This is a genomic window from Gracilibacillus sp. JCM 18966, from assembly GCF_055392695.1.
Genome location: NZ_AP043883.1, coordinates 2,246,860 through 2,259,207, shown reverse-complemented (window position 1 = coordinate 2,259,207; position 12,348 = coordinate 2,246,860). Strand labels below are relative to the sequence as shown.

Sequence of the window (12,348 nt, the reverse complement as noted above, 5' to 3'; positions counted from 1 at the left end):
CCAACCATAATGTACAGTTGTCTATACATATATTAACTTCATTTAAATTTTACGTCAATATGCTTTCTTCCTTCCATTTAATTTAGTGAAAATAAAGCGTGAACAGTTAACAATACTACATTTGTTAAGAATAGTGTTTCATTTTAATAACACCTGTATTTATGTATAGACAACTATATCTTAAATTGGTATGCTTACTATTGAATCTAAAACGTCGAATGAGGTGTGTAGAGATGAGTCAAAAATTATTGATAAAGAATGTTACGATATATACAGATACCGCTATTATTGACTCTGGTTTTATCAAAATAGAAAATACAAAAATAACTGAAATTGGAACTTTAACTGATTTGAGAACTCCAGATGATTTTGAAATAATGGATTTGTCAGGAAAAACGATAAAGGCCATTCCTGGTTTCATTGATGTTCATATTCATGGAGCAGATGGAGCGGATGTGATGGATGGAACTTCTGAAGCTCTTCATAAAATGGCAATGGCTTTGCCAAAAGAAGGGACCACTAGTTTTTTGGCAACAACAATGACGCAAAGTAATACATCGATAGAAAAGGCGTTATCTAATACTGTTAATTATATGAGCAACCAACCAGCTACACAGGCTGAAATAATAGGAATTCATTTAGAGGGACCATTTATCAATGAAACCCGTAAAGGTGCACAGCCAGCCGAACATATTCAAAAACCTAATCTGGAACTATTCAAAAAGTGGAACGAATTAGCAAAAGGAAAGATTAAATTAGTGACATTAGCCCCTGAAATAGACGGAAGTAGCGAACTGATTGAATACTTTAAAAATAATAGAATTATTGCTTCAGCTGGGCACACCGATGCAAGCTCCGAACAGATCAACCGTGCAATAAAACACGGCCTATCTCACATTACTCATCTGTACAACCAAATGAGAGGCTTTCACCATAGAGAACCTGGGGTAGTTGGTGCCGCATGGAACAATGATTCCTTAATGGTTGAAATTATTGCAGATGGTGTTCATTCCACAAAAGAAGCCGTTCAAATCGCCTATCAACAAAAACAGGAAAACAAGCTTATACTTATTACCGATTCGATGCGAGCGAAATGCTTAAAGGACGGTGTTTATGATTTAGGCGGACAAGAGGTAACCGTTAAAAATCAAGAAGCAACCTTAAAAGATGGTACCCTTGCTGGAAGCACCTTAAAGCTAGGAGATGGATTTAAAAACATCATCCAATTTACAGATTGCTCTATCGAGGCTGCTATTTGTATGTCCTCGCAAAATGCAGCAAAGGAATTAGGTATTTATGAGAAAAAAGGGAGCATTACGGTTGGGAAAGACGCTGATATTGTCTTGTTGAACGAAGACAATGATGTCATTACGACCATATGCCGTGGAAATATTGCTTACAGTAATGAGTAAGATAGTCTAGAATGATAAGTAAAATGGATATTTCAAAAATCAATAGTGCTATAATAAGATTACTTAAGACATGAATGTTAGCTGGAAGGAGTTATTTACTTTATGATTGATAAACATTCGCCAATCCCAATCTATCATCAATTAGAGGAACAAATCAAAACGAAAATTGAAAGTGGTGAGTATAAGGCTGGTGATTCATTGCCTTCTGAAAGAGAGTATGCAGAGCAACTTGGCATCAGTCGAATGACAGTAAGGCAGGCCATTACAAACCTTGCGAATAAACATTATCTATACCGAATAAAAGGAAAAGGAACGTTTATTGCAGAGCAAAAGCTTGAACAAAACTTAAATGGATTAACAAGCTTTACAGAGGATATGAAGGCACGTGGTATGAAACCTAGTAATAAGTTAATTAATTTTGAAATTATACCTGCAAACGAGGGATTAGCAGAACAGCTCCATATTCCTGTTTATACACCTGTTTACGAAATTAAACGTATTCGCCTTGCAGAGGACGAACCAATGGCGCTAGAAAGAACGTATATTTCTGCTAACTTGATCAAGGGCTTAACTGACGAAATTGCACAAAGCTCTTTATATTATTACATTGAAGACAAATTGGGATTAAGGATAGGAAAAGCAAGCCAAATATTTGAAGCAACACTTGCTAATGAAGAAGAAATTCAATATTTAAAGATTGAAGAAAATTCACCAGTGCTTTTTATGAAAAGAGTAACTCAATTAGCTGATGGAACCACCTTTGAAGTTGTAAAATCTTCTTACCGTGCAGATCGGTATAAATTCATGCTAGATTTAGAACGTTGAGAAAGGAAGACTATTAATGGAAACTCCTGTAACAGAATCTGTTAATAACAACTCTCTTACTATTGACGAGATGAGTTCATTGGATATTGTTAATTTAATGCACCAAGAGGATCAAACTATTCAAAAAGCAATACAAGATAACATAGAAAAAATTGCAGAAGCAATCGACCTAATCGTAAACAAGTGGAAGATTGGGGGAAGAGTATTTATCGTTGGTGCTGGCACGAGTGGTAGAATCGGTATTTTAGATTCCGTGGAACTCCCCCCTACATTCTCTATTAATCCTGAACGCTGGAAAGGCATAATTGCGGGTGGAAAAGAAGCTATGTGGGAACCACTTGAACAGCATGAGGATGATCAAAATAATGTTATCCAAGAATTGCAACACGATTCTTTCTGTGAAAAAGACGTTCTCATAGCCATAAGTGCTAGTGGCTCCACGCCATTTTCTGTTGCAGCTCTTCGTTATGCAAACCAAGTAAAGGCAACCACTATATCCATCAGCTGTAATCAACAATCGATCTCCTCCATAATGAGTGATATTGCGATTGAATTAGTAGTTGGTCCTGAGATTATTCGTGGATCAACAAGATTAAAGGCAGGTACTGCACAAAAAATAGCTATAAATATGATCTCAACTGTCACCATGATAAGATTAGGGAAGGTCTATCAAAATGAGATGATTGATATGATGCTGATTAATAAGAAACTGGTTAAAAGAGGAAATGAGATGCTTAAGGAATTAACCGGTATTAGTGATCAACAAGCAGAAAATTTGATGAAAGAAACGAATAATCAATTAAAAAATGCTGTTTTTATGGCAATTACAAATAGCAGTTTACAAGAGTCCGAAATGTATCTTCATAAAGCGGAAGGACATTTAAAGCAAGCGATTAAGAGTTATCTGAATGACTAAGTGTTTATTGGAAGGAAAATTCCTTTTTAGTAAATTCACTGCTTTCCTATCAAATATGAATACTATTTTCTAATCATAAAACAACTAATACCCGAACTTGAAAGAAAGTCCGGGTAAAGTTGCTATAACTTTGTTATCGATTCAACAAGCTACCTACATATCGCAATAGATCATTGGCAGATTGTGTATTGTAACCATACTCATCGACGAGTGTTGCCACAACCTCATTCATTTTCTTTAATTGTTGTTCGTCAGGTGTTTTGGTTGATGTAGTAATTTTAACGACATCTTTCAGATCAGCAAATAATTTCTTTTGAATCGCCTCACGTAATCTTTCGTGTGATTGGTAATCGAATTTCTTCCCTTTACGAGCATAGGCGGAAATTCGGATCAGAATTTCTTCTCGGAATGGTTTTTTTGCGTTTTCAGAAATTCCGATTTGTTCTTCAATGGAACGCATTAATTTTTCATCTGGATGCATTTCTTCCCCTGTTAATGGGTCTTCTAATTTCGTTTTATTACAAAATGCCTCCACATTGTCTAAATAATTATTCATCAAGGTTTTTGCAGATTCCTCATAAGAATAGACAAATGCTTTTTGTACTTCCTTCTTTGCAAGCTCATCGTATTCTTTTCTTGCGATGGAAATGAAATCTAAATAGTCCTCTTTCTGTTCCTTTGTGATAGATGGATGATCATCTAACCCGTCCTTCAATGATCGCAATACATCTAAAGCGTTTATTGCCTGCATCTCTTTTCTTATAATGGTAGAAGAAATACGATTAATAACATAACGGGGATCAATACCTGTCATTCCTTCATCAGCATATTCCTTCTTTAATGCCACAACATCTTGATCACTAAAGCCTTCAACATCCTGACCGTTATAAAGATACAATTTTTTCAATAGACTAATATTATTTTGCTTTGATTCCTTCAATCTAGTTAATATGGTGAACATTGCTGCAATTTTCAAGGTATGTGGGGCAATATGCACATCCTGTATATCACTTTCTTCAATCATTTTTTGATAAATACGTTCTTCTTCATCCACCTTCAGATTGTACGGGATCGGCATGACAATCATTCTAGAATGTAAAGCTTCATTCTTCTTATTCGATATAAACGAACGATACTCTGATTCATTTGTATGTGCAACGATCATCTCATCTGCGGAAATTAATGCAAATCTACCTGCTTTAAAATTCCCTTCCTGTGTTAAAGAAAGTAAATGCCAGAGAAACTTTTCATCACACTTCAGCATTTCTTGAAATTCCATTAAGCCACGATTAGCTTTATTCAGTTCACCATCGAATCTGTAAGCTCTTGGATCAGATTCGGAACCATAAGTAGCAATGGTGGAAAAATCAATCGATCCGGTTAAATCGGCAATATCTTGAGATTTAGGATCTGATGGACTGAACGTACCAATTCCAACTCTTCTATCCTCTGAAAAAAATATCCGCTCTATTAAGACGTCTTCAATCCTACCACCATAGTCTTCCTCCAGTCTTAGCTGATTAAGTGGTGACAGACTTCCTTCTATCCTTATTCCATACTCTTTTTCAAAATCTGATCTTAAATGTTGAGGAATAAGATGAAGTGGATTCTCATGCATAGGGCACCCTTTTATAGCATATACAGCCCCTCTATCTGTTAACGTATATTCTTCTAACCCTCTTTTGAGAAGTGTAACTAAAGTCGATTTTCCACCACTAACTGGACCCATTAAAAGCAGGATACGCTTTTTAACATCTAATCGTTTTGCTGCCGGATGAAAATATTCTTCGACTAATTTTTCTAAAGCTTCTTCTAAACCGAATAAATCATTACGGAAGAAGGCATATTCTCTTACTCCATCTACTTCTTCTACCCCTTGATCTCGAATCATCTGATAAATTCTTGAATGGGCAGATTGTGCTAAATAAGGCCTCTCCTTTAAAAGCTCTAAATAATCGCTAAAAGTGCCTTCCCATTTTAATTGATTTTGTTTCTCCCGGTATGCTTGCACCTTTTTCAGTATATCCATTCCAAAACCTCCTGGTAAGCATTTCTTTCTATAAAAATGTTGGAACTAACGAGAAAATAATTAAGAGAAAATCTTCGGAGTGAGGGGTTCATATGCTGTTTAGCCATATGGACAATTACTGGCAGTTACCCCCCACTTACATTTCTTACTCGAAGTGAGCCGTACCGCCAGTTTATGTGTAATATAGTAGATAATACTTAATCTAATGTATGTAAGTAAGCCAAAAAAAATGAATCACTTTCCCATACAGAAGAAAATAGACAAGCAGTTTACGAGTGAATGGAGAACGATTACAATATATATAATCGATTTAACTCAAATCCAAAGAAATAGTGCACATTATTCATTACTTTAAAAGGGGTTCATCCATTGAATAAATTATACAAGGTTCTCATTGTTGATGATGAAATGCTAATTAGACAAGGGATCATAAATTATATTGATTGGGAAAAGGAAGGCTATCAAATAATTGGGGAAGCTGCGAATGGGGAAGAGGCTTTAGCATTGTTAGAGAAGGAAAGGCCTGACATTATTATTACGGATATCGTTATGCCAGAGATGGATGGAATCGAATTAGTGAAAATAGCAAAAGAAAAAAATCCAGCGGTCAACATTATTATCTTGAGTAGCTTTGAGAATTTTGATTATGTACGAACAACCTTCCAACACGGAATAGCTGATTATATTCTCAAGCCGAAGTTAAATGCAAAGGAACTTATTCAGACACTAAATAACATTACAATAGGAAGCAAGGAACCTAAACAACAAGAGATACAATCCATTGAAGAACAGTTAAAGAAAATATTACAAGGCTACCAACCGAAACTATCCAAAACTCAATGGAAAAAATCTTTACCGTACAATCAATTTTTACTTGTAAGTATAATCCTTGAGCAAGAGGATTCATTATTCAAGACATCATTACTAGAAGAATACACAAAAAAACCTGATGTAGCAGTATATGATATTTCGGTGAATGAGAAGGAATTCTTATTGTTATATAATTTTGAGAAATATGAATTATCATCTATTAAAAAATCGATCTTACATTTTAAAGATAAATTTATGTATACTAATCATACTTGGCTGATTGCTGCACCATTCTCTTCTTTAGAGAATCTTCAGCAATGCTATCAAGACCATCTAGGCAAACTAAAGCATTACCTTTTTTATTTACCAGAAAAAAAATACATCATCTATGATCAATTACCACATGACCATGAATCAGAGCTGAATTTTGATTTGAATCAATTTATTTTTCTCTTTAAAAGGAAGGAATTTGATGATGCATTTTCCTATCTTACAGAACATATTACCATCTTAAGGAAACAGTATAGTCGTGATGTCTTCGAGTTTAAATCATGGCTTGAAAATATTATCTTTAATTCTATTGTTTTACTAGGTAATATGAAATATGAAATAACGAACCTAGAAGAATCCAAGTACCAGTATTTTGCACGTATCAATGAAGCGAATGATGCAGAAGAGGCCATTGCCATTTTTCATGAATTTCTAGAACAAGTAAAAAGCATCGTTCACTTAGATCGAGATGAACAATCTCCTAATATGCGGATGCTCTTAAATTATATTGATAGTCATTATGCAGAACATTTAACTTTGAAAATCCTAGCAGATCATTTTCATTTTAATCCTTCTTATTTATCCAATTATTTTAGCACCCATCATGAAGAAGGATTTAGTGAATATTTAAGCAAGGTTAGAATAAAAAAATCTATGGAAATTCTTGAGACAAGCAAGGTCTCAATAGCTATGGTAAGCGAAATGGTTGGTTATTCTGATCCGAGCTATTTCTGTAAGGTCTTCAAAAAATCAACAGGCTTATCACCTAGTCAGTATCGGCGGAATTCGACAGCAAGGAATCGAGGAAGCAATGATGAAAAAAATAGTCCATATCATTCAAGATAATAATTTATTTATAAAAATTTTCCTTGTAATGGTCATTAGCATCATTGCTGTATCTATTTTTATAACGATAAGCTCTATCCGTATGTCAAGCAATCTTTTTATGGAAACATTTAGCATTACCAATACAAAAGTACTAACACAAATAAAAGATCGATTCAATACTTTTAGTTATTCGGTTGTCTCCACCTCTATAAAAGTAGATGAAAACGGTACGATAAAACGACGACTTCAGGAAGAAACGTCTAATGATATAGAAAAATCACGCTCTTATTACCAAATAAAGACGCAAATGGAACGTATTTTTGCAGAAATTGATCCGAATGAAGCCAATTTAATTATTATGAGCTTGGATAATGAAATATTTAATATGAATTATTTTAATTGGCCAGTAAAAGGTACGGAATTAAGGAACCATGCGATCACGAAACAAACAGAAGCACGTCCAAATGAAATCATCTACCAATTTGATCAATCAAATTTAACCAATAACATCCCTATGGTAATTGTATCAAAGGCTTTAACAGAGCATTCAACTGGTAAAATCTATGGATATCAGTATGTTTCTATTCGAGAAAAGGATTTGAGAAGCTTCTATGAAGGCTATACGAGTGAAGGAAATAATGTTCTTCTGATAAACAGTTCCGGCCAAATCATCTCAAGTAATTTCCATCAAAAAATTGGAGAAAAAGAACCGAAGTTACTACAAACTGCTAAGAATATTGAAAACCAAGGAATCGAATACCTCAATGTAAACATTTTTAACGAAGACTATTTAATGTTAGCAGAATATTTGCCAACTTTAGATATGTATATTGTCAACCTTGTTGACAAGGATAAGGTGCAAAGCAATTTAGTTGATACAAATGAAATCATCTTGATTAGTATTCTCATTGTATTGATTGCTGTTTTCATTGTCTTTTTAATATTAAGGAAAATGACGGTTTCTATTAGTAAATTGGTTAATCAAATCTCCGATATGGCTAGGTATCAATTTACCAAGCCATTAGAAGAAACTGGTGGATATGAAGCTAAGAAAATCGCCAATTCTTTTAATTACATGTTAAACGAGCTCCATGACTATGTAGAGATACTGCTAAGAACACAGGAAAAGCAACGCAAGGCTGAGTTAGAAGCATTACAACATCAAATTAATCCACATTTTATTTATAATACACTAGCATCGATTAAATTTATGATCAAGCAAGGAAAGAAAGAGACAGCATTTAACACGATAGATGCCTTTATCTCCCTAATTCAGAATGCACTTGGTGATGTAGATGAATTGATTACAGTGGAACAGGAGCTGGGTAATTTAAAAAATTATGTACTCATAAACCATGCAAGATATGGCGATAGAATCAAGGTAAATTATTTAGTTTCACCAGATTGCCTCCATTTTCAGTTGCCAAAGCTTGTCATACAACCATTTATTGAAAATGCCTTTTTTCATGCTTTTACGAAAAAGAAGCATGGTTATATTCAGATTTTAATGGCCCAAAGAGAAAATTCACTAGTTTGTGAAATTGTAGATAACGGAGATGGAATCAATGAGGAAAAGATCGATCGTAAGGCGATTGGTATGAAAGGCAAAAGACAGCTATTTAGTGGGATCGGTGTGCGAAATGTCCATGAGAGAATCCAGTTGTTATATGGGAAAAATTATGGTGTGAACATCACAAGTGAATTAAATAAAGGAACAAAAGTAGTGATTACCCTCCCTATTATAGAGGAGCTGGAGAATCAGAAGTAACCATATCTACCTAAAAATAATACCATTTTCTAAAATAAATACCATTTTGTATTCGACAGAATAAAAATATCTAAAAATATTCAAAATATCAACTAAAGATCGTTCTAACGACCTTTAGTTTTTTTTGTTACGATAATGTTACAGCGTTGATAACGCTTGCAAATTTTTATAAGGGGGTTTTATAAAGTGAAACGTATATCAAAAAAATTACTCTTTTTCTTGTTCTTAGCTCTAATTCTTACACTAGCAGCATGTTCTGGAGGGAATGAAAGCGGTTCAGATGAAGGAGGATCTGATGGAAACACCATTACTGCTTGGGCTTGGGATCCTAATTTTAATATTGCAGCACTTGAATTAGCCAAAGAAAAATATTCAGGTGAGGAAGAAATTGAATTAGATATTATTGAAAATGCCCAAGACGACATTGTTCAAAAGCTAAATACTGGTTTAAGTTCTGGCACAATGAAAGGTATGCCCAATATTGTTTTAATTGAAGATCAACGTGCCCAAAGCTTCTTGCAGTCTTATCCAGACGCTTTTTATCCAATTGGTGACTATTTTAACAAAGAAGATTTTGCTAGCTATAAACTACCACCAACGAGTCTTGACGGAAAACAATACGGATTACCTTTTGATACAGGGGTAACAGGACTATTTTATCGAACAGATTATTTGGAAGAAGCAGGATTTACCAAGGAAGATCTTACAAACATAACTTGGAAACAATATATCGAAATTGGTAAAACAGTAAAAGAAAAGACTGGACATAATTTTCTATCATTAGACCCGAATGACTTAGGAATTCTTCGTGTCATGATGCAAAGTGCTGGTGCTTGGTATACAGATGAAGAAGGGAATATTAACCTCGTAGATAATGAACCTTTAAGATTAGCCCTAGAAAATTATAAAGCAATTATGGAAGCGGATATGGTAAAACTCAACTCTGATTGGTCACAATATATTGCAGCATTTAACAGTGGAGACGTCGCAACCGTTCCAGCAGGAAACTGGATTGCACCTAGTATTGAAGCGGAGGAATCACAGGCTGGAAAATGGGCAGTCGCTCCTACACCAAGATTGGACATCGAAGGAACAGTTAATGCCTCTAACCAAGGTGGAAGCTCTTTCTATGTGTTAAATATAGATGGTAAAGAAAAAGCAGCTGAATTCCTTGCCAACACATTTGGCTCCAATGTTGAATTTTATGATGAGCTTGTTACAGAGGTTGGTGCATTAGGAACATATACTCCAGCAGCTGAAAGTGAAGCATATCAGGTTGAAAATGAATTTTTTGGCGGTCAACAGCTTATTTCTGATTTTTCAAAGTGGATGGAAGAGATTCCTCAAGTTGATTATGGAATGAACACTTACGGAATTGAAGATATTCTAGCAGCAGAAATACAGAATTACTTAAATGGTAAAAGCTTAGAGGATGTACTAGCAGATGCTCAATCTCAAGCGGAAGCACAATTTAAATAAGTGAGTGAAGAAGCCCTTGGGTATGTGCTAAATCTCTTTACAGAAATAGTTCCCAACCAAGGGCTTCTTTTCACTACAGGTTCCATCGTTAATCCCAAGGTAAGAGGAGTGAGAAAATGAGTCAGGTTACACACGGAACTAGTTACCCGAGTAATAAAAAAAGTTTTTCCAATAAATTGCGAAAAAATTACATTGGTTGGTTATTCATCTTATTATCTGTCCTCGGAATCAGTTTATTTTATTTCTATCCGATGGTTCAGGCATTCATTCTTTCACTGAAATCTGGAATGGGGGCAAACCTTGAGTTCGTTGGATTTGAAAACTATGCTAGACTCTTTAATGATCCAACATTTATCTCAGCTTTAACGAATACATTCATTTATTTGCTTGTCCAAGTCCCTGCAATGATTATTTTGGCACTAATTTTTTCTGTGCTATTAAATGATTCGACTTTAAAGTTTAGAGGTTTTTTTCGTACAGCTATCTTCTTACCATGTGTTACCTCTCTTGTTGCATATGCGGTAATTTTTAAATATTTATTTGCTGTTGATGGTTTAGTTAATAAATTTTTGATGGATCTTTCCCTTATTTCAGAGCCATTGGATTGGTTAGCAGATCCTTTCCTAGCCAAAATAACGATTATTATTGCGATTACATGGAGATGGACTGGTTATAATATGATTTTCTACTTATCTGCCCTTCAAAATGTAGATAAATCAATGTATGAAGCAGCTAGAATTGATGGTGCTTCTAGTATTCAACAATTCTTCTATATCACCATCCCGATGTTAAAGCCGATTATTCTCTTTACATCCATCGTCTCTACAATCGGTACGTTACAATTATTTGATGAGGTCATGAATATTACAAATGGTGGACCAGGGAATGCAACACTATCGATTTCTATGTACATTTATAACCTTTCCTTTGAATATACACCTGATTTCGGTTATGCAGCTACTGTGTCTTATGTCATCGTAATCTTAGTTGTGATCTTATCCTTCATTCAATTTAAAGTGGCAGGTGATCGAAAATGAAGAAAGTAAAACGAATATTCACCTATTTATTTCTTAGCATCGCATCGATTATCTCCATCTTCCCTTTTTTATGGATGCTTGTAAGTATGACGAATAAATCGGTCGATGTTACCCAAGGTAAGTTGTTACCTGGTACCCATTTTATAGAAAATGTTAAAGGACTATTCAACACAGTCGATATTGGAACAGCGCTAATTAACTCAACTATTATAGCTGTTATCACTACGTTCTTGACACTATTAATTGGTTCACTTGCTGGCTATGGTTTTGAGATTTATCGCTCACGTGGGAAGGACATGGTATTTAATATTTTACTATTATCCATGATGATTCCATTTGCAGCAATTATGATCCCGCTCTATCGTTTCTTTGGTGGTGTATCAGCAAATGTTCCTTTTCTAGGTATTGATACATTAGCTGCTGCGATCTTACCGACAGTTATTACTGCGTTTTTTATTTTCTTCTTTCGTCAAAACACAAAAATGTTTGCGAAGGAATTAGTGGAAGCAGGACGGATTGATGGTCTCAGTGAGTTGGGAATCTTCTTCCGAATTTATTTACCAACAATGAAAACGACTTATGCCGCAGCTGCGATCATTGCCTTTATGAACAGCTGGAATAATTATCTATGGCCATTGGTTGTATTACAATCACCCGAAAACCAGACCATTCCATTATTAATTTCAAATCTTGGTGCAGGTTATTCACCTGATTATGGCTTAATTATGACAGCAATTGTTATTGCGACATTACCGACAGCCATCGTCTTCTTTGTGATGCAAAGACACTTTGTTGCTGGTATGATGGGTTCGGTAAAAGGATAAAGCGAGACTTCCTAAAAGCATAAGTTCCAAAGATAAAATAACTTCACAAACCAATAATCTTTCGGTATAATAGTGGAAAGTTATTGTAAACGGTTCGAACGTTTAAAAGGAGGATTATCGTGGGTCTTACATTAGTTATAGGTGTATGTA

9 protein-coding genes are annotated in these 12,348 nt (G+C 34.8%); 8 read left to right on the top strand and 1 reads right to left on the bottom strand.

Translation table 11 applies throughout. From position 1 onward, the window contains the following. Nucleotides 1-233: 233 nt before the first annotated feature. The 3 genes from nagA to murQ all read left to right on the top strand — a co-directional run bounded on the left by nagA (nucleotide 234) and on the right by murQ (nucleotide 3,153). Nucleotides 234-1,412, top strand: a complete 1,179-nt coding sequence (gene nagA, locus ACZ5N5_RS10830) for an N-acetylglucosamine-6-phosphate deacetylase (RefSeq protein WP_277678146.1) — start codon at nucleotides 234-236, stop codon at nucleotides 1,410-1,412. A gap of 102 nt (nucleotides 1,413-1,514) precedes the next feature. After that, nucleotides 1,515-2,237: a GntR family transcriptional regulator gene (locus ACZ5N5_RS10825; RefSeq protein WP_054787318.1), complete on the top strand. Its 723-nt coding sequence runs from the start codon at nucleotides 1,515-1,517 to the stop codon at nucleotides 2,235-2,237. Nucleotides 2,238-2,253: 16 nt separating this feature from the next. Continuing rightward, a complete protein-coding gene (gene murQ, locus ACZ5N5_RS10820; protein WP_277678147.1) occupies nucleotides 2,254-3,153 on the top strand; it encodes an N-acetylmuramic acid 6-phosphate etherase in 900 nt (299 codons plus the stop codon). Between the two features lie 133 nt (nucleotides 3,154-3,286). Here murQ and ACZ5N5_RS10815 read toward each other — a convergent pair whose 3' ends face one another. After that, nucleotides 3,287-5,182 (bottom strand): PrkA family serine protein kinase, encoded by a 1,896-nt coding sequence (locus ACZ5N5_RS10815; protein WP_109985552.1) that lies wholly within the window; start codon nucleotides 5,180-5,182, stop codon nucleotides 3,287-3,289. Nucleotides 5,183-5,551: 369 nt separating this feature from the next. On the opposite strand from ACZ5N5_RS10815, the gene ACZ5N5_RS10810 reads away from it, so the two are divergent. The 5 genes from ACZ5N5_RS10810 to ACZ5N5_RS10790 all read left to right on the top strand — a co-directional run bounded on the left by ACZ5N5_RS10810 (nucleotide 5,552) and on the right by ACZ5N5_RS10790 (nucleotide 12,198). Beyond that, the gene (locus ACZ5N5_RS10810) at nucleotides 5,552-7,108 is read left to right on the top strand and encodes a response regulator transcription factor (protein WP_277678148.1); all 1,557 of its coding nucleotides are present in this window, start codon (nucleotides 5,552-5,554) and stop codon (nucleotides 7,106-7,108) included. After that, nucleotides 7,077-8,858, top strand: a complete 1,782-nt coding sequence (locus ACZ5N5_RS10805) for a sensor histidine kinase (protein ID WP_277678149.1) — start codon at nucleotides 7,077-7,079, stop codon at nucleotides 8,856-8,858. The genes ACZ5N5_RS10810 and ACZ5N5_RS10805 overlap by 32 nt, the downstream gene beginning before the upstream one ends. A 186-nt stretch (nucleotides 8,859-9,044) precedes the next feature. Then, on the top strand, nucleotides 9,045-10,337 hold the full coding sequence (locus tag ACZ5N5_RS10800; protein WP_277678150.1) for an ABC transporter substrate-binding protein: 1,293 nt from the start codon (nucleotides 9,045-9,047) through the stop codon (nucleotides 10,335-10,337). Nucleotides 10,338-10,453: 116 nt separating this feature from the next. Then, nucleotides 10,454-11,374, top strand: a complete 921-nt coding sequence (locus ACZ5N5_RS10795; protein ID WP_109985556.1) for a carbohydrate ABC transporter permease — start codon at nucleotides 10,454-10,456, stop codon at nucleotides 11,372-11,374. After that, on the top strand, nucleotides 11,371-12,198 hold the full coding sequence (locus ACZ5N5_RS10790) for a carbohydrate ABC transporter permease (protein WP_277678151.1): 828 nt from the start codon (nucleotides 11,371-11,373) through the stop codon (nucleotides 12,196-12,198). The genes ACZ5N5_RS10795 and ACZ5N5_RS10790 overlap by 4 nt, the downstream gene beginning before the upstream one ends. Nucleotides 12,199-12,348: the final 150 nt, after the last annotated feature.

Bases quoted from the DNA above. Each gene is read 5' to 3' on its own strand.
- nagA (WP_277678146.1), top strand. From the start codon at position 234: ATGAGTCAAAAATTATTGATAAAGAATGTTACGATATATACAGATACC.
- ACZ5N5_RS10825 (WP_054787318.1), top strand. From the start codon at position 1,515: ATGATTGATAAACATTCGCCAATCCCAATCTATCATCAATTAGAGGAA.
- murQ (WP_277678147.1), top strand. From the start codon at position 2,254: ATGGAAACTCCTGTAACAGAATCTGTTAATAACAACTCTCTTACTATT.
- ACZ5N5_RS10815 (WP_109985552.1), bottom strand. From the start codon at position 5,182: ATGGATATACTGAAAAAGGTGCAAGCATACCGGGAGAAACAAAATCAA.
- ACZ5N5_RS10805 (WP_277678149.1), top strand. From the start codon at position 7,077: ATGAAAAAAATAGTCCATATCATTCAAGATAATAATTTATTTATAAAA.
- ACZ5N5_RS10795 (WP_109985556.1), top strand. From the start codon at position 10,454: ATGAGTCAGGTTACACACGGAACTAGTTACCCGAGTAATAAAAAAAGT.
- ACZ5N5_RS10790 (WP_277678151.1), top strand. From the start codon at position 11,371: ATGAAGAAAGTAAAACGAATATTCACCTATTTATTTCTTAGCATCGCA.